The sequence below is a fragment of the Neobacillus niacini genome (assembly GCF_000759675.1).
Classification (GTDB): domain Bacteria; phylum Bacillota; class Bacilli; order Bacillales; family Cytobacillaceae; genus Neobacillus; species Neobacillus niacini_A.
Genome location: NZ_BAWM01000152.1, coordinates 441762 through 458890, shown reverse-complemented (window position 1 = coordinate 458890; position 17129 = coordinate 441762). Strand labels below are relative to the sequence as shown.

Here is a 17129-nt window from a genome sequence, read left to right as displayed (position 1 = left end):
TATTCAGAAACCTTACCCGGACTAAGTGCATTGGCATAATTCTTGCATAATATTTTAGTAAAGCAGGGTAAGGAGGAAATTAACATGAAACAGACATTATACAAGCCAAATAGGCATTGGAAAGACATAGAGCTATGGAAAGCAGTTACAGAAGAGCAATGGAATGATTGGTTGTGGCAGCTAACAAATACCATTCGCACATTGGAGGATTTAAAAAAGGTCATAAATTTAACTCCAGATGAAGAAGAGGGAGTTAGAATCTCAACCAAAACGATTCCACTAAATATAACACCTTATTATGCTTCGCTTATGAACCCTGATGACCCACGCTGCCCGATTCGGATGCAGTCTGTTCCGATTTCTAAAGAAATCCATAAAACGAAATATGACCTTGAAGACCCTTTATATGAGGATGAAGATTCACCAGTTCCAGGCTTAACGCACCGTTATCCAGACCGCGTTCTGTTTCTCGTCACCAATCAATGTTCGATGTATTGCCGTTATTGCACAAGAAGACGTTTCTCAGGACAAATTGGCATGGGAGTTCCAAAGAAACAGCTAGATGCTGCTATTAACTATATCCGTCAAACCCCACAAGTTCGGGATGTATTATTATCTGGTGGTGATGGTCTGCTCATTAATGATAATATCCTTGAATATATTTTGAAAAACCTCCGTGAAATAGATCATGTGGAAATTATTCGAATTGGAACAAGGGCACCAGTGGTATTCCCGCAAAGGATTACTGAAAACCTCTGTAATATCTTTAAAAAATACCATCCAATTTGGTTGAATACTCATTTTAATACATCCATTGAAATAACCGAGGAATCTAAGAATGCTTGTGAAATGCTTGCAAATTCAGGTGTTCCAGTCGGGAACCAATCGGTCATCCTTGCCGGAATCAACGACAGTGTTCCGATTATGAAAAAGCTGATGCATGACCTCGTCAAAATCCGTGTTCGACCATATTATATTTATCAATGTGATCTTTCCGAAGGAATTGGACATTTCCGGGCACCTGTTTCCAAAGGGCTTGAAATTATCGAAGGATTACGTGGACATACGAGTGGATATGCAGTGCCAACATTTGTGCTTGATGGTCCTGGAGGTGGAGGGAAAATTTCACTTCAGCCGAATTATTTAATTTCACAAAGTGCAGAAAAGGTTGTGCTCAGGAACTTTGAAGGAGTCATTACATCTTATCCAGAACCAGAAAATTATAAGCCTGGAACTGCTGAGGGTTATTTTAAAGAGGTATACCCAGATATGGAGGAAAAACGGTCCAATATTGGGATTGCAGGAATCATGAATGACCAGCATTTCAATCTTGTTCCAGAGGGCTTAACTAGATTAAATCGCCGGAAAGGATACAATCAAGACCCTAACCATTCCTCACTGAAGGATAAAAGAAGTAAGCGGGATGAGCTGAAGGAAAAGAAATTTCAAGCACTACAGAATAAACCTACATCTTCTGAAAAAAAAGATTCGGATGGGAACTCAGCATCAAATGAATAGAGGGATGAATATGGGATTATTATGTGAGTGGTGTGGAAAAGAGGCCCAAAAGGGAGAAAATACCGTCTTTTGGGAGCTTCCAGACGGCACAAGAGCCATTCAGATTACAGAAACCCCTGCAGTGGAATGCGAAGATTGTAAGATGATCTATCAAACAGATGAGGTAACAAAAGAAATTGAAGACCAATTATTTCTAATTGATACAAAGAAAATTGGAAAAAGCATCAGCTATAAAGAGTTAATGGCTCTACCGAGACTGTTGAAGAGGAATTATTTTGACTTTTCCTAATCAAAACCCCTATCTGCCGATAGGGGTTATTTATTATTCAGTTTGTATCGGTTTGGCTGCGTTATTCCTGGCTCGGAGAAATTTAACTAAGTTTAATACAATGGTTTTCATGACTGCGTAAAATGGGATTGCCAGTATCATCCCAAGAACTCCAGCCAGATTTCCAGCAGCCAGTAAGATAATGATAATCGTTGCGGGATGGGTGTCTAGGCTTTTTCCAAGAATAAGCGGTGACAATACATTTCCTTCAATCTGTTGAGCAATGAGAATAACAACAATAACCAATAATGCCTTAGAAGGAGAATCAAATAAAGCAACGATTACTGCTGGTGCGCCTCCGAGAATGGGACCGATATAAGGAATAATGTTGGTAAATGCTACTATTAACGCCATGACAAGTGCAAATGGTAAATCGATGATAAGGTAACCGATAAACGCTAATGTTCCGACTGCCAAGGCCACGGTAACTTGTCCCTGAATGTAGGTCGATAGAGTTTCACCTGTCTCTTTTAGAATGGATAATCCTTCCTCTCTATATGGGGCAGGGAGGAACTTTGAGATCGCAGAAGGAAACCTGTGACCATCTTTAAACATGTAGAATAATAAAAAAGGAACCGTTACGAGAATGATAGCAATATTCGTTATCACACCAAGAATATTAGTTATGCTGCCGGTAATCGTGTTTGGCAGGGTATTTGCAAATTCTATAAGCCTTTCCTGTACATTCTCAAGAATATCTTTTTGCTCGACCATTACCCATTTAAATTCAGATGATTGCACGACCTTGTTAAAAAACTGCATGGTTTTGTCTGCATATACTGGAAGTTCGTTAGCAAGAGCGGTAAATTGATTTGTAATGGCAGGAATTAAATTTCCAATCGCAAGCACACAAAGGAGAATAAACACAACATAAATAATAATGATGGCTAATAGTCTAGGTACCTTATGACGCTGCAGAAAATTAACAACTGGGTTAAGTAAAAAATAAAGGAAGCCTGTAATCAGAATAGGGAAAAAGATGGTTGAAAAAAAGACTCCGATAGGCGCGAATAAGAAGGAAATCTTGGTTGAAACCCATATAATCGTTAAAATTAACAAGACCTGTAATAACCAGTATTGAAATTTTCTCTTTGCCAATGATCCTACCTCAGTTTCTTTATATTTTTGGTAAAATTATATCAATAATATGGAATGAATACCAATATTTCTTTGTTCTAATAAGTGCTGGACGGAGATTCAGGCATCCGTTATAGTATCATTAAGTTAAATCAATTCTTGTCTGAACGATGGAAAGAAAGGCGCTATTTATGATTAAATCCTTTTATCATTTTTTAATGAAATACCGGCACCCTGAACCAAGGGATGCTATCAGTATGTTTGCGAATGAGGCTTTTTTGGATCATAGCTTTCCAAAAACATCAGAAGACTACCATGAGCTCAGTTCCTATCTTGAAATGAACGGTCATTACTTAGAGTCAATGACTATTTTTGATGAAGCCTGGGAGCTTTATGTGCTTTCGGAAAGTTAATTGTTTTATGTAAGTCCCTTTAAATCGTCTCTGCAAAAAGAGGCGATTTTTCTTTTTCTCCATTGTGCGCGATACATCAATTGGTGCATATACTATTGTAATCAAAATTCACGACTCATCATTGAGAGGATGGAGGATATGAATAGAAGGAATATACCGAAGTATAAGGTCGGTGATACGGTCGTGATAACGATGTATGGTACAGTTGGCAAAATTACAGATGTTAAGTGGCTTGACGGTAATTATGTGTACGAAGTGAATAAAAGTGATGGTCTTTTTGTTGAATCAGGACTTCAGCTCTTATCCGAATATGAAGGAACTTTGGTGGAACAAGAACAAATAGATATCGAATATAAATTCTTTTTCGGAGATTTAGTTCAGGTCGCCGGTTATGGCTCTGATTTGTTTAAAATTGTCGGGTTTCGAACCGAGATATGGCGGTACAAAGAAGATGCATGGGAAGATGTTATTTACGAACTTTCAAGAATTAGTGATGGGGAATGGCTCGAAGCGGGGGAAGAGGAAATGACACTCGTCGCAGACGCTGAGAGTGCGGACACGTTTATTCAAAAGTTAGGACTCCTTTACATGGTTAATAACGAAGAGAAGCAACAGGTCGCAATTTCAAAAACACAGAAAAACATTGTGAGAAAAGCAGAACTCGAAGAAATCGAAAAGAAAAAGGAAAAAAAACTGTTAATAGATAATTTATTAGATATTTATAATGATTACAAAATTTTATATACATTGTTCCACGACCAAGAGTACTATCAAGTTATGCGTGTCATTCTAAGAAAATTAAAAAGTGTCATAAATGACGATGGTAAAAGCCATGTCTAGCTTCTACCACCTGGATAGTGCCACTAATAAGTAAATGACCAAAGGAATTCCACCCCATTTTATTAGAAAAAATAGGCTGTCTAAAATCTTCTCAAAGGTAGAGATGATCAATCCATCCTCCTGATTCAAGTCATCAATAATAACTTCAAATTTTCCTTGTAGATTTGACATACTATCACCTCATATTAGTTCTTTTTATTGATCCTATGCTTGTCCAAAGAAAAAAAGACATATTTAATCTTTTATTTTGCTCTCTATGTTTAAGCTGCAGAATATTTACCGATTCTTCTAGAAGTAAATAGCATGAATGAGCAGAATTCATCATACATTCTGTAAAAAGGGGGCGATGCTATGAGAGAAATTGAAGTATTTATTGATACGGAGGAGATTGCTGAATTTTTCTTTCATGAGCTGGTAAAAAGAGGATACGTTCCTACGGAAGAAGAATTGGAAGAAATCGCTGATATCACCTTCGAGTATCTCATCGAGAAAAGTATTATCGACGAAGAAGTAGAAGATGAATAGGTAAAATATCAGGATACTTTATTCATCTTTTTAATAAGAAGTAACGAAAGACGAGCATATGAACCTGCTCGCTTTTTGTTTGTGAAATTTTTTTTGCTATTTTCATTTATTGGTGAAACTTTACTATTTCTTTCCCGTATAAAGTATAGCAAGATGAGGAGGAATGATGATGCTAAAAAAGATTATAAAATCAATTCTAGGAAGTAAACTTCATCATCAAAAATATTCACATTCAAGTAATGCCTGGAAAAAAATGAACCACCACAAACAAAAGCACTTAGGACACCACCATTATAAAAAGAAGCATAATAGTGGTAGTTTCTTATCGAGCTTCTTCAGCAGTTAAACACTTTTATGTTAAAAAGAATGACTTTATTTGCCGCTAACATAATAGAAAACCGATTTCAGCAAAATGAAATCATTACAGGACGCTACCAGATAATAAACCATATAGGCGTTGGCAGCTACGGAAATAGTTACTTAGTATTTGACCAAGTATCAAAACAAAAGAAAGTATTAAAAGCCTTACGAATCCATAAAAGAATCACGAAATCTGGAAAAAGCAGCTTTGAGCTTGAAAAAAACCTGCTTAAATCAATAAAGCATCCTGGGTTTCCAGAGTATTTCGAGGATGGCACATATAAAAATATCCCATTTTATACGATGGAATATATTGAGGGAAAGAATTTTGAGCAGTTAATCTTTCACGATGGTCAAAAATATTCAGAAATTGAAGCTTTTAAAATCGCCAATGAATTACTAGAGCTCATTAACTATTTACATGAACATCAACTAATTCACAGGGATATTCGCATCCCAAATGTGATCTCGACTGGCTCAGAGATTGTGCTTATTGATTTAGGGCTTGCGCGGAAATGTAATCAAGGTATTGGTGGACATAAAATGCCAAAACGGAATTTACGGAAAGAGGTAAATCCCCAAGCAGACTTTTATGGACTCGGTCATTTCTTGTTGTTTTTACTTTACTCCAATTTTTATTTTCCAAAAAAGAAAAAGGAAAGCAGCTGGGAAGAGGAATTGGAGATATCATATCATGCAAAGCACATCATCAGCAGACTTTTACAAATAGAAGACTGTTATGAGAGCTGCGCACAAGTAAAGTCAGATATCCAAAAAATTATTTGAGGTACAGGGAGGAAATAAGAATGTCTTTTTTTGACAAGGTATTTGCTAGTGTAGGAATTGGTTCAGCTACGGTTGACACAAAGCTTGAGAGGGATACGTATACCCCAGGAGAAACTCTTAACGGTGTAGTAGAAATCAGAGGTGGAAAGGTAGACCAGCAGGTAGATGATATATTTTTATCATTAAATACTACCTATTTAAAAGAATCAGATGATAAAAAGTATAATGTAACAGCTACAATCGATCGTTTCCGAATTACCAGTCCATTTACAATTGGGAAAAATGAAAGAAAAGAAATTCCTTTTTCCTTCCAGCTTCCACTAGATACACCTCTGTCTATCGGCAGGTCGAAAATCTGGGTTACGACTGGCTTAGATATTAAAAATGCAGTGGATCCTGGTGATAAAGACTATATTCAAGTTGTCCCTGGTCAATTAATGAATGCAGTCTTTAACGCAGTTGACAGTCTTGGTTTCCGTTTACGTGAAGCTGATTGCGAAGAAGCATCATATAAAGTTCGCGGTCGCTTGCCATTTGTGCAAGAGTTTGAATATGTACCGACATCTGGACCGTTTCGTGGAAAATTAGACGAGTTAGAAGTAGTATTGCGCCCATCTGGAAATGGTGTAATTGAATTATTTTTACAGGTTGATCGTCGTGCACGCGGATTAGGCGGATTATTTGCAGAAGCAGCTGGTTTGGATGAAACCAATGTAAGATTAACGGTAACCTCAGCAGATATTCCAAACCTTCAACAGCAAATCCAAAGCGTTATTCAGAGATTTTCCTAATCGTCGACAAAAAAAGACGATTTTCTATGAAGGATTCTACTATGTTCATCTCTAATTATTAAAGTAATGACAATTATTTTAATGATTGGAGGGGATAGGATGATCAAGGCGATAACTAGAAGGGCTAGCATTCAATATGATGTGACAATCTTTCAAACTCCAAAGTACAGAGAATACAAAGGGTACAAACAAATTTATCGTACCTTCATTCATGCAGGTAACCATGAAAATTGTTTGGAGAAAACGTTTAGCCTCTTTAATGTTACCGATCGAATACCATCGAATTATAAGGGGAGATTCCTTTCCACCGGAGATATCATATTAATTGATGAGGGCCGTGGCGGACAGCATTATTATCAATTAAAGCCCGGCGGTTGGCAGCCTATTAATCGAATCCATATAAGATAAAAAAAACCTAAGGAGCAAATCCTTAGGTTTTTTGTCTTTAGCATTTATTTACCATTACTTTTTCGACCGCCTGATCCGTCATGTTCTTTTGCATGGGCATTATGCTCTGCTTCAATGGCTTCAGGTGGAATGTGATTATTTTTCTTTGGTCGATTCGTTTGTGCTCTATGCTTTTTTCCCATAATGTAAATTACCTCCTTTGGATAATCTAAAAATAGCTTCCCACAAATAAAAAAAAACATGACGATTTCAATCAAAGGTTTTTCAATCGAAAATGGATATGATATATTGACAAGTGTGAAGTAAATGACTTCATTTAAATGATTGGAGGATTTTTAGTATGAGTGTACATATTGGTGCGAAGGAAAATGAAATTGCAGAAACGGTATTACTGCCTGGAGACCCACTAAGGGCTAAATATATTGCAGAAACTTTCTTAGAAGATGCGAAATGCTATAACGAAGTAAGAAATATGTTTGGTTATACTGGTACGTATAAAGGGAAAAGAATTTCTGTTCAAGGAACTGGAATGGGAGTTCCTTCTATCTCGATTTATGTGAATGAATTAATGAATAGCTATAATGTCCAAAATCTAATTCGTGTCGGTACGTGTGGTGCGATTCAAAAGGATGTTAAAGTGCGCGATGTTATTTTAGCGATGACAAGTTCAACCGACTCCAACATGAATCGTTTGACCTTTGGTGGCGTTGATTTTGCTCCCTGTGCTAACTTTGATTTACTAAAAAAGGCCTATGACGCTGGAGTGGAAAAAGGTCTTAATCTAAAAGTAGGTAACATTTTCACAGCGGACTCCTTCTATAATGATAATGCTGAACTAGAAAAATGGGCTAAGTATCAGATTCTTGCTATTGAAATGGAGACAACAGCCTTATATACGTTGGCAGCTAAATTTAACCGCAGAGCATTGTCAGTTCTGACTGTAAGTGATCATATTTTAACTGGTGAGGAAACAACCGCTGAAGAGAGACAATTAACATTTAACGATATGATTGTAGTTGCATTAGAAGCTGCGACGAAAGAATAGGAAAAACGACCTCTTTCACTACTAGAAAGAGGTTCTTCATTGACCTTTTTGGTAAAAATAGATATAGTGCATAAAGAATAAAGAAAGATAGATAGGTGAGAATATGGGTTGGAAAACTTTATTATGGATTGGATCCATAATCATTCTAATTAGCGGTTGCAGTCAAATTAATTCATTAATTAATAAGCTTCCGTTCACTGCAAATGACTCTAGTATTAAGAATCAACAGTCGCAACAAGATGAATCTCAAGTAAATGATCAGCTCAGTTTAGAATCAATCTTTTTCAATGATATTAAAGAAGTGGACGGCAAAAATGTGATTCAAAACTCTACCAATGTCATGGCATTGGTTAACAAAGAATTTTACCTGCCAGAAGATTATATTCCTGAAGATCTTGTCAGACCAGATGTTGAGTTTTCATTTGGTGAAGAAGAAATAGAAAAAAGTTTAATGAGAAATGAAGCGGCTAAAGCTCTAGAGAAAATGTTCGCTGCTGCTGCAGAAAATGGAATTGAACTTTATGCCGTTTCGGGCTACCGCTCTTATAGCCGCCAGCAATCATTGTTTGATGCTGAAATAGATAGAGTTGGGATAGAGAAAGCTGCTCAGGCAGTAGCTATTCCAGGTGCGAGCGAACACCAATCAGGACTAGCAATGGATATTTCAAGCAGGTCCAATAAATTTTACTTAAATGAAGCCTTTGCTAATACAACAGAAGGAAAATGGCTTAAAGATAATGCTCATCGCTTTGGGTTTATACTAAGATATCCGAAAGAGAAAATCGACATTACCAATTATATGTATGAGCCTTGGCATTTTCGCTATGTTGGAGTTAAGGCTGCAACGATTATGTACGAACATAATTGGACATTAGAGGAGTATTTTAATGAAGTAAAGAAAATGTAAAGAATAAAGCACGGCACGCCTTCGGCAGGATGTTCCGGCTTTTTTTATAGGGATAACTTTTCTTTGTTAATTTTTAATAAAAGATGTTATTCTAATCTTTAAGGGCTAGTTTTACATATTATTTTTTGGACAATGAAAGTGGTGAAGGCTTTGGATGAACAAAATGTTGAACAAGAAAATCATGAACAAGAACAAGTAACAGATAAAAAATCTGGTTATGTAAACATTAAGAAATTTCACTTTATATTGATTTTGTTTTTCCTCGTATTACTATCAACCGGAATAACAACATTTGCGCTATCATTCGGAGATGAAAAAGTTATTACAGTGGGGACTGAAAGGTCTGAATTTGATAAACTTTACACTGCCTATGATACACTCAAGAGTGGATATTTTGAGGAGCTCGATCAGAAAAAACTAATCAATGGGGCTATTGATGGCATGGTTAAGGCCTTAGACGATCCTTATACAGACTATATGAGTGTAGAGGAAGCGGAAAAATTTCATAGCTCTATTAATTCTTCTTTCCAAGGAATTGGTGCTGAAATCCAAGAGAAAGACGGACATATTATGATTGTTTCACCTATAAAAGGATCACCTGCTGAAAAAGCTGGATTAAAACCGAATGATATGATCACAGCTGTAGATGGAAAAAGCTTGCAGGGCATGACTTCGACAGAAGCAGTAACCATCATACGTGGAAAAAAAGGAACAAAGGTTGAGTTGACTATCCATCGACCAGGAACAGACGCGCCGGTAAAGGTTGCAATTATTCGTGATGATATTCCAATTGAAACCGTTTATGGTGAAATGGTGGGCGAAGGTATTGCAAAGGTTCAAATAACAAGTTTCTCTACAAACACTTCAAAGGATCTTGCAGCAAAGTTAAATGAACTTCAGAAAGAAGGAATGAAAGGGTTAGTCTTGGATCTACGCCAAAACCCGGGTGGATTATTAGATGAAGCTATTAGTATTTCAAGTATGTTTGTTCCAAAAGGGAAACTAATATTAAAAGTAGAAGACCGTAATGGAAAGACGGAAGAGTATCCTTCGCAAAATGATGGAGATCCCGACTTCCCATTAGTTGTATTAATTGATAAAGGCAGTGCCAGCGCTTCAGAAATTCTTGCTGGAGCAGTAAGTGAATCTGCTGGAGTAAAACTTGTAGGAGAAACCACCTTTGGTAAAGGAACCGTACAAACGGCTAAGGATTTCCCTGACAACTCAAATATTAAATTTACTACAGCTAAATGGCTGACTCCAAATGGTAATTGGATCCATAAAAAGGGGATTAAGCCCGATTTTGAAGTACCTCTTCCGGAATATGCATCATTACCAATCATAAACCCTGATAAAGAGTTGAAACTATCTAGCTCTTCAACTGAGGTCGAATCTGCACAGAAAATGTTAAAAGCAATTGGCTATGACCCAGGGCGTGAAGATGGATTCTTTGATGAGAAAACTCAAGCAGCTGTTATTAGCTTTCAAACAGCCAATAATCTCCCTGCTGATGGCGTATTAAAAGGGGAATCTACTTTTAAATTGATGGAAAAACTCAGAGAAATGATTGAAACGAATGATACTCAACTTCAAAAAGCAATCGAAGTACTAAAAGAGGAAATGAAGTAATGGAGAGGCCTGAACCGTTTTAATAACGGTTCAGGCTTTTTACATGATTTCATCAGTTTTCAGGGTTAATATCTAATAATTGCCGAATTCTTTCTTGTTTACGTTCTATCAAATCTGCAATAAAATTACTGTATTCATTATTTTTTTGTGAGGAAAGTTCCTCATATAATTCCTTTAGCTGATCCAGGTGCTCTTTTAGGGTATATTCATTCACGCCAGAACCTCCAGATTGAACCTTACGCAGGATGATTTCAACGAGCTTGTCATTCGTTGCCTCCAGTGATTTCGTTCCTTGTCGTACATATATGGCACCATACCGAAGCTCGTTCCGTTGAACAACAGAAGTATAAGGTACATATTTTGGATCATATTCAATTATGAGCACTTGAAATCGTTTATTTCTCAAGATTTGCTGATCATCACTATAATGAAAATCTTCCGTACGGTATTTTAAGTATTTTGGCAATAAATTTGCTAGTTTATTGTCTATATCTGCTTTATCTAAAAAGTCATCTTCGTTAAGTCCTGTTAAGGAAATTGCTCCCTCATCATTTTGACTGACACCTACAATAATACAGCCTCCGCCCGAATTTGCGATGGCAAGAACATGTTTAGCCATCTTCGAAAATTCAGTCCATTTTGTTTTAAAATCTAGAAAATCTGTTTCACCTGTATTGTGTAGGAGAAGATCTTTTAAGGTTTCATGTGAAGGGTTTTTAATGAAATGCAGGAGACTTTTTGGGTAGACATACTCATATATCATGAGGGAAAATCCTTTCTGAAAAGTCTTTTTATTAATATTATAATCCACTTCTATCTAGTTGATAGCCCAATTTCAGCTATAATAAAAGGAATATCAGAAGAAAAAGAGGTTAGTGGGATGAACAACACAGAAATTTATATATTATCAGGATTTTTAGGAAGTGGAAAAACAACACTCTTGAAGCAATTGCTCGAAAATGAGCGGTCAAGAGGCCGAAAAACAGCTGTAATGATGAATGAGCTAGGTAAGGTTTCAATTGATTCTGAGGTCGCTCGTGAAGAGGATGTAGCTTTGAAGGAATTATTAGGAGGCTGTATCTGCTGTTCGATTCAGGACAAGCTTGAGGCGCAGCTGCAAGGGTTATTAGTAAATGAAAAACCAGAAGTGGTTTATATTGAAACCACTGGTGCTGCTCACCCAGTTGAAGTTCTAGACGCCATCCTTTCACCGTTATTTGCGGATCAATTCACGATCAAAGGCATTGTTACGACAGTAGATGGATTGAGATGGAGAGATAGAAAGGTGTTAAGCCCACAGCTTCAGCAATTACTTCTCGAGCAGGTCAGGCACGCTGATTTCATTCTCATTAATAAAATGGATGAGCTGTCAGAATCTGAGCAGTCCAAAATTATTTTTGAGATTCAAGGAATCAATTCGGTTGCCCGCTGTTTGTTAACCAATTATTCTCAGGTTTCTATTGATGAATTGAGAAAACTATCACTATCATTTGATAAACAGACGAGTTCAACCTTTTCTAAAACAGCTCTTAATTTAACTACCTTTGTATATCAATTTAAAGGGCCTATAAGTCATTCTGGGTTCGAGGATTTCTTGAAGGATTTACCAGAGAAAATCTACCGTATTAAAGGCTATTTGAAATTTGATCCCTCATCAAAACCATATCTCTTCCAATACTCCTATGGAATGCCTTTTTACATGAAGGAAGAGATGAATTTACCCTTAAATCTAGTGTTTATTGGTGAAAATATACAGTGGTCAGATATAGAAGAAAAACTCGAAAAACTTGAAAATGACTTCAAAAGCCAAAAAGAAAATGAATGAACATTTCTTCTTCAGGTAACTCTTTTAATGTGGATATTTTCATGTAAAGGAGGATTAGATGAAGAAGAAAACAATTACGATCATGGTTATACTTTTCCTCCTATATGGTCAAGGGATTCATGCTGCAACAAGTATTAGTTACAAAATTGAAATGCTACCATGGGAAGAAGTCAATAATGTTTTACCGAAGTATTCAAAGTTTACGGTCCTAGATCTGGAAACAGGGAAGAAGTTTAAAGTTCAAAGGCGTGCGGGCAGTCATCATGCCGATGTACAGCCATTGACTCCAAAAGATACCAAAATTATGAAAAAAATCTACGGAGGAAAATGGAGCTGGAAACGGCGGGCGGTCATCGTGATTAGTCAGGACCAATGGATTGCTGGTTCGATGCACGGTATGCCACATGGAGCAGGGGCATTAAAAAATAATTTTCCAGGGCATTTTTGTATCCACTTTTACGGAAGTACGACCCATCGAACAAATTCGATGGACCTTTCCCATATGTTGATGATTTTTAAGGCCTCTGGGAAGCTTGAGGAGTATTTAAGTAAGGCATCACCATATGAGACAGTTGAAGCCTATATCGCCGGTTTAAAGCAGCAGGATGCCTATATTTCCAAGTTAATCTCCATGCAGGAACTTAACTGGAAGCCCGTATTAGGCAAAATTGAAAATGTTAGAATAACAAGGATGCCGATATTACCTGCCGAGGATTTAAAACAGGAAATAAGCATGGAAGTGCCAATTGAAATCGACTTGTTTATTAAAAATAGAGGACCCCAGCACTATAGGGGTGAAATCCATTTAATTCGTTTTTCAACGATGGAAGCCTGGAAAATAGACTCTGATTTGTTTTTAAAAGAAAATGACCTAAAATAACATGAAAAAACACCTTTATTACAGAAATAAAGGTGTTTTTGTGTTAGGCCTGTTCACCAAATTTAATGAACGTTCTCTCGTCCTCAATTAGCCCGCAGGATGCACATTGAATTCGATAATCTGGTCCCTTGTAAGGCAGATGGAAGGGTTCTAAATCATTTTCGCTGTATTCTCGTAATACCTCACCAGATTGGGGGTCAAGTTTTACAGATTGGGTAACTTGTTGAATAATATTGAAACGGCTTCGATTGGTTTTACAATTAGGACATTTATAAGGTGTTGACATAGTTATCTCCTTTCACGGAATTATTGTATTTATTTTTTGCAATAATGTTGGAAAGTATGTAACAATGCAATTGAGGATATATGGAGGTGGGTATATTGACTATTGCAGAAATAAATTTTGATGAATTACTAGCTGAATATCGAATGATTTGGAATAATCGTTTGCTTGCTGTAAGTGATAGCAGCAGTGAAGAAACACTAAAGGAAGCAGTGAAAAGAGAACTGCTTGATGAAAATTCCCATCCGAGAATTCGTAAAAATAAGTTTGAAAAATATTATTATGCTATTAACAGGATCACACAGTCCACAATCTCAAATGAAGCAAAGGTATCACTCATAAACCTGCACAATGGTGTTATGGAGCAATTAATAAAGGAGAGGTAAACATGAAAAAATTCTTATTTCTATTTCTTATCATTGTATCTGTATTGTTCATCAGTGCATGCAATAATAAAGAACAAAAATCAGATGATTTACCTGAGTTTGTTGAGGTGGAGTTGACGGTTAACCCAGAAAAAGGAAATGTTAATGAACCGATTGTTTTTGAAGCAAAGGTTACCCAAGGAGACGAGAATGTTGAAGACGCAGATGAGGTGAAATTTGAAATTTGGCGTGCCAAGGATGAAAAACATGAAAAAATTGTAGTTGAACATGCTGAGGATGGAATCTATCGTTTTGAAAAGTCTTTTGAACAAGACGGAACCTATTACATCATTTCACACGTTACTGCTAGAGACATGCATAATATGCCTAAAAAAGTATTCGTCGTTGGAACACCTAGTGAACCAGAAGATCCAAGTGAATCGAACCATTCAATGGAAGGAATGGATATGGAAGGGCATTAAAAAATAGGCTATATTATAGCAAATTTTTATTTTCTAACTCTGTTGATTGGAGCGGAAATCAACAGACAAGTTTTTAGCTAAAAGGAAAAGACAGCGAATAAATGCTGTCTTTTCCTTTTTAATTTTCTGTAACATCGATTTGAGAATATTGAATGTCATATGATTTTATTAGCTTTATTTCGAGGATTCCATCTTTATATTTAGCAGAGGATCCCTTCTTTTTTACCATTGCCGGAAGTGTAATGGAATGTTTATGATCCTTCTCAGGTATATTTTCCACCATCAGCTGATTTGCAGTATGATAAATCCGCATTTCTTTAAGGAGTGATTCATCCTTAATTGGTATTCTAACAAATACAGAATCATGCGTTTCAAAGGCTGTAGAGTTCAATGTATGTGCCTGCTGAGTGGGTTGATGGCGATAATGATTGACGATGTCTTGAGGGTTTATGGTACCTTCTCCTGTTTGAGAAGACATTACATTGCCCATTATGCCTTTAATAAATTGGTCAATTTCATCGGGTTTTATACCCTGCAGCTTATTCTTCATGTCTTTATTAAAAGGGAATAAATTCCACGGAAACATAACTTCCCCACCTTTTTCGCAAATACTCTCTGGGCATTGATACCATATCCTATGCAAAATAGGTTACAGGCGTTAAAAATATCCAGAAAAAACAAATTGTGCATATATAACTAGCCTTCCAAGCATATAGTTTAGAAAACATAATTGTGAGGTAATGGCGCTTGTGAAGAAAAAAACGGCATTAATTACTGGAGGGGCTACTGGTTTAGGGAAAAAAGCTGCTTGCCAGCTTGCAGAACAAGGTTATCAGCTAGCTATTAATTATCGAAACAGTAATCAAGAAGCAATTCTTTTATCAAAAGATCTGGAAGAAAAATTCGGGAATAAAATGATTTGTATTCAAGGAGATGTGGCAAATCAGGTAGATTGTTCACATATTGTTGAAACGGTTATTTCAGAATTCACTTCAATCGATGTTGTCATTCATAATGCGGGCCCTTATGTACGTGAAAGAAAAAAATTAACGGAGTATTCATTCGATGAATGGAATTATTTAATCAATGGGAATTTAAATGCTGTTTTTTATATATCGAAAGCAATTATTCCTATTATGCGCGAGCAGCAATGGGGGAGAATCATTACGATGGGATTCGAGAGAGTTGAAACCACACCTGGCTGGGTTTACCGTTCGGCCTTTGCTGCGGCTAAAACAGGGCTGGCATCACTGACCAGGACCATTGCAATAGAAGAAGCAGCAAATGGAATTACGGCTAATATGGTTTGCCCTGGGGATATCATTTCTCACTGGAAAGAGAAAGGTATCGAGGAAGCTACCTCTAGTGAAAGCGTGCCAGTAGGAAGAAATGGAACGGGGGAGGATATTTCGCGTGTCATTTCTTTTCTTATTGACGAAAAGTCCGACTTTATAACTGGTAGTATCATTCCAGTAACTGGTGGAATGGACGTTCTCGGAAAGGCATTTTCTTAAGCAAGTCTGCCAAAATAATTAAGGGGGACGAAATGATTCCTACATTTACAATTTTTTGAACTATTCTATTTTTTGGAATGATTTATGTTCTTTTTGTGGATAATAGATGTAACACATCTATGAAAGGAGCAAAATAAAATGAGTTTTAATATGAACCGAATTAATCCAAATCAAACTCAGGTTTTTTTTCATGATGGTCGTTTTGAAACATTAACGAATGAGGAACTAGAAGAATTTTTGCTCCATATGGGTATTAGTGAGGTTATTTCAGGAATAGAACAAGATATAACGGATTAATAACATATTTTTAAACGAAAAAAGCAATTGGTCAAAGCCAATTGCTTTTTTTGCTATGCCTCTAACAAATGTGAAGGTTCTTCTTGTACTGCACCATTATTTCGCATGAGGTAGAAGGAGTATTGGTCTTTAGGTATTTCATATAAATCATACACATCACCATCAGCATTCAACTGCTCGTAAAGTGATTTTCTGGTTTCATTTGCCTTTACTGCATAAGGGAGTTTTTCGGCAGCCTTAATAGACCTGATATTTACTTTACGAATCCTCATAAAGATGGTTTCTATTCCCATAGTGTAAAAAACTTCTTGGAAAAAGGCATCCTTTGCAGGGCTGTTGTAGCCCTTTCCATGGTATGGCTTTCCGAGCCATGTGCCTAAAAATCCTGCATTATCTTCGATATCAAAAAGATTAATGGTTCCGATTGGGGCACCCCATTCATCAAGAATCGTCCGTGAAATGATTTCACCGCGATCTTCCGCTTCAATGGTTTGTTTGGTCATGAAAATAAATTCTTCATAAGAAGCGCATTTTTGACGCACAAAAGGGAAGACATCTGGATGCGACATTAATTCAAATAATACATGGCTGTCATGAAGATCTCGTTTCTTAAGCATTGAATTTCCCTCCATCGGGCAATCCGATCCCATGTCTAAAGAAGCGGCCCACCCTCGAAATTTTTTATTCAGATAAACTAAAAAATTTCGGGGTGGGAATCGAACCCACTAGAACCAGGTATTACTGGTGGCGCACCATTTGCCTTCCCTATATCATTTTTTTTGTTGATGAAAAATAATGTGATTTACCCCCCAGATTTTTAGGCCTATTTCGGTGTCACTTAGAGTATCATACAAGA

The 17129-nt window shown here is 36.8% G+C and carries 25 protein-coding genes; 18 read left to right on the top strand and 7 right to left on the bottom strand.

Going from position 1 to position 17129, the window contains the following annotated elements:
- The first annotated feature begins 84 nt into the window (after positions 1–84).
- Both ablA and TR08_RS28695 read left to right on the top strand, forming a co-directional pair.
- Positions 85–1518, top strand: coding sequence for a lysine 2,3-aminomutase (ablA, locus tag TR08_RS28700; protein WP_045524091.1), 1434 nt, complete (start codon positions 85–87; stop codon positions 1516–1518).
- A 10-nt stretch (positions 1519–1528) separates the two neighbouring features.
- Positions 1529–1807, top strand: a complete 279-nt coding sequence (locus tag TR08_RS28695) for a YokU family protein (RefSeq protein WP_045524089.1) — start codon at positions 1529–1531, stop codon at positions 1805–1807.
- A gap of 33 nt (positions 1808–1840) precedes the next feature.
- Here the strand turns inward: TR08_RS28695 and TR08_RS28690 are convergent, their stop codons facing one another.
- Positions 1841–2944 carry an AI-2E family transporter gene (locus TR08_RS28690; protein ID WP_045524087.1) on the bottom strand — a complete coding sequence of 368 codons (1104 nt, stop codon included), beginning with the start codon at positions 2942–2944 and terminating at the stop codon, positions 1841–1843.
- A gap of 173 nt (positions 2945–3117) precedes the next feature.
- Here TR08_RS28690 and TR08_RS28685 point away from each other — a divergent pair, with 173 nt between their 5' ends.
- Together TR08_RS28685 and TR08_RS28680 are read left to right on the top strand one after the other, a co-directional pair.
- The gene (locus TR08_RS28685; protein ID WP_238579273.1) at positions 3118–3336 is read left to right on the top strand and encodes a YozE family protein; all 219 of its coding nucleotides are present in this window, start codon (positions 3118–3120) and stop codon (positions 3334–3336) included.
- A 129-nt stretch (positions 3337–3465) separates the two neighbouring features.
- Positions 3466–4176 carry a hypothetical protein gene (locus tag TR08_RS28680; protein WP_152597548.1) on the top strand — a complete coding sequence of 237 codons (711 nt, stop codon included), beginning with the start codon at positions 3466–3468 and terminating at the stop codon, positions 4174–4176.
- Positions 4177–4179: 3 nt separating this feature from the next.
- On the opposite strand, the gene TR08_RS32930 is transcribed toward TR08_RS28680, so the two are convergent.
- Complete coding sequence (locus TR08_RS32930; protein ID WP_193747876.1) at positions 4180–4347, bottom strand: hypothetical protein; 168 nt, start codon at positions 4345–4347, stop codon at positions 4180–4182.
- A gap of 180 nt (positions 4348–4527) precedes the next feature.
- On the opposite strand from TR08_RS32930, the gene TR08_RS31625 reads away from it, so the two are divergent.
- The 5 genes from TR08_RS31625 (at position 4528) to TR08_RS28665 (ending at position 7046) form a co-directional block, all read left to right on the top strand.
- Positions 4528–4701, top strand: coding sequence for a YozD family protein (locus TR08_RS31625; protein ID WP_081954691.1), 174 nt, complete (start codon positions 4528–4530; stop codon positions 4699–4701).
- Between the two features lie 169 nt (positions 4702–4870).
- On the top strand, positions 4871–5047 hold the full coding sequence (locus tag TR08_RS32925; protein ID WP_193747875.1) for a hypothetical protein: 177 nt from the start codon (positions 4871–4873) through the stop codon (positions 5045–5047).
- Between the two features lie 8 nt (positions 5048–5055).
- Positions 5056–5847, top strand: coding sequence for a serine/threonine protein kinase (locus TR08_RS28675; protein WP_045524081.1), 792 nt, complete (start codon positions 5056–5058; stop codon positions 5845–5847).
- A gap of 20 nt (positions 5848–5867) precedes the next feature.
- Positions 5868–6638, top strand: a complete 771-nt coding sequence (locus tag TR08_RS28670) for a sporulation protein (protein WP_045524080.1) — start codon at positions 5868–5870, stop codon at positions 6636–6638.
- 99 nt (positions 6639–6737) lie between these two features.
- Positions 6738–7046 carry a YodL domain-containing protein gene (locus TR08_RS28665; RefSeq protein WP_045524078.1) on the top strand — a complete coding sequence of 103 codons (309 nt, stop codon included), beginning with the start codon at positions 6738–6740 and terminating at the stop codon, positions 7044–7046.
- A 44-nt stretch (positions 7047–7090) separates the two neighbouring features.
- Here the strand turns inward: TR08_RS28665 and TR08_RS32920 are convergent, their stop codons facing one another.
- Positions 7091–7228, bottom strand: a complete 138-nt coding sequence (locus TR08_RS32920) for a hypothetical protein (RefSeq protein ID WP_193747874.1) — start codon at positions 7226–7228, stop codon at positions 7091–7093.
- A gap of 158 nt (positions 7229–7386) precedes the next feature.
- On the opposite strand from TR08_RS32920, the gene deoD reads away from it, so the two are divergent.
- The 3 genes from deoD to TR08_RS28650 all read left to right on the top strand — a co-directional run bounded on the left by deoD (position 7387) and on the right by TR08_RS28650 (position 10627).
- A complete protein-coding gene (deoD, locus tag TR08_RS28660; protein ID WP_045524076.1) occupies positions 7387–8091 on the top strand; it encodes a purine-nucleoside phosphorylase in 705 nt (234 codons plus the stop codon).
- Between the two features lie 103 nt (positions 8092–8194).
- Entirely contained in the window at positions 8195–8998 is an 804-nt protein-coding gene (locus TR08_RS28655; protein WP_045524074.1) for a D-Ala-D-Ala carboxypeptidase VanY, read from the top strand.
- A 132-nt stretch (positions 8999–9130) separates the two neighbouring features.
- A complete protein-coding gene (locus TR08_RS28650) occupies positions 9131–10627 on the top strand; it encodes a S41 family peptidase (RefSeq protein WP_045524072.1) in 1497 nt (498 codons plus the stop codon).
- Positions 10628–10679: 52 nt separating this feature from the next.
- On the opposite strand, the gene TR08_RS28645 is transcribed toward TR08_RS28650, so the two are convergent.
- Entirely contained in the window at positions 10680–11390 is a 711-nt protein-coding gene (locus TR08_RS28645; protein ID WP_045524071.1) for an AlbA family DNA-binding domain-containing protein, read from the bottom strand.
- 117 nt (positions 11391–11507) lie between these two features.
- On the opposite strand from TR08_RS28645, the gene TR08_RS28640 reads away from it, so the two are divergent.
- Positions 11508–12452, top strand: a complete 945-nt coding sequence (locus TR08_RS28640) for a CobW family GTP-binding protein (RefSeq protein WP_045524311.1) — start codon at positions 11508–11510, stop codon at positions 12450–12452.
- Positions 12453–12510: 58 nt separating this feature from the next.
- Complete coding sequence (locus TR08_RS28635; RefSeq protein WP_045524069.1) at positions 12511–13332, top strand: hypothetical protein; 822 nt, start codon at positions 12511–12513, stop codon at positions 13330–13332.
- Positions 13333–13375: 43 nt separating this feature from the next.
- On the opposite strand, the gene TR08_RS28630 is transcribed toward TR08_RS28635, so the two are convergent.
- The gene (locus TR08_RS28630; RefSeq protein ID WP_045524068.1) at positions 13376–13618 is read right to left on the bottom strand and encodes a hypothetical protein; all 243 of its coding nucleotides are present in this window, start codon (positions 13616–13618) and stop codon (positions 13376–13378) included.
- 95 nt (positions 13619–13713) lie between these two features.
- Here TR08_RS28630 and TR08_RS28625 point away from each other — a divergent pair, with 95 nt between their 5' ends.
- Together TR08_RS28625 and TR08_RS28620 are read left to right on the top strand one after the other, a co-directional pair.
- Positions 13714–14001, top strand: coding sequence for a hypothetical protein (locus tag TR08_RS28625; RefSeq protein WP_238579269.1), 288 nt, complete (start codon positions 13714–13716; stop codon positions 13999–14001).
- 2 nt (positions 14002–14003) lie between these two features.
- Positions 14004–14462 (top strand): FixH family protein, encoded by a 459-nt coding sequence (locus TR08_RS28620; protein WP_045524064.1) that lies wholly within the window; start codon positions 14004–14006, stop codon positions 14460–14462.
- Positions 14463–14580: 118 nt separating this feature from the next.
- Here the strand turns inward: TR08_RS28620 and TR08_RS28615 are convergent, their stop codons facing one another.
- Complete coding sequence (locus TR08_RS28615; RefSeq protein ID WP_045524063.1) at positions 14581–15048, bottom strand: Hsp20/alpha crystallin family protein; 468 nt, start codon at positions 15046–15048, stop codon at positions 14581–14583.
- Positions 15049–15211: 163 nt separating this feature from the next.
- Here TR08_RS28615 and TR08_RS28610 point away from each other — a divergent pair, with 163 nt between their 5' ends.
- Both TR08_RS28610 and TR08_RS32915 read left to right on the top strand, forming a co-directional pair.
- Complete coding sequence (locus tag TR08_RS28610) at positions 15212–15976, top strand: SDR family oxidoreductase (RefSeq protein WP_045524310.1); 765 nt, start codon at positions 15212–15214, stop codon at positions 15974–15976.
- A gap of 138 nt (positions 15977–16114) precedes the next feature.
- A complete protein-coding gene (locus TR08_RS32915; protein WP_193747873.1) occupies positions 16115–16273 on the top strand; it encodes a hypothetical protein in 159 nt (52 codons plus the stop codon).
- 53 nt (positions 16274–16326) lie between these two features.
- Here TR08_RS32915 and TR08_RS28605 read toward each other — a convergent pair whose 3' ends face one another.
- Positions 16327–16890 carry a GNAT family N-acetyltransferase gene (locus tag TR08_RS28605; protein ID WP_045524061.1) on the bottom strand — a complete coding sequence of 188 codons (564 nt, stop codon included), beginning with the start codon at positions 16888–16890 and terminating at the stop codon, positions 16327–16329.
- Between the last annotated feature and the right edge of the window lie 239 nt (positions 16891–17129).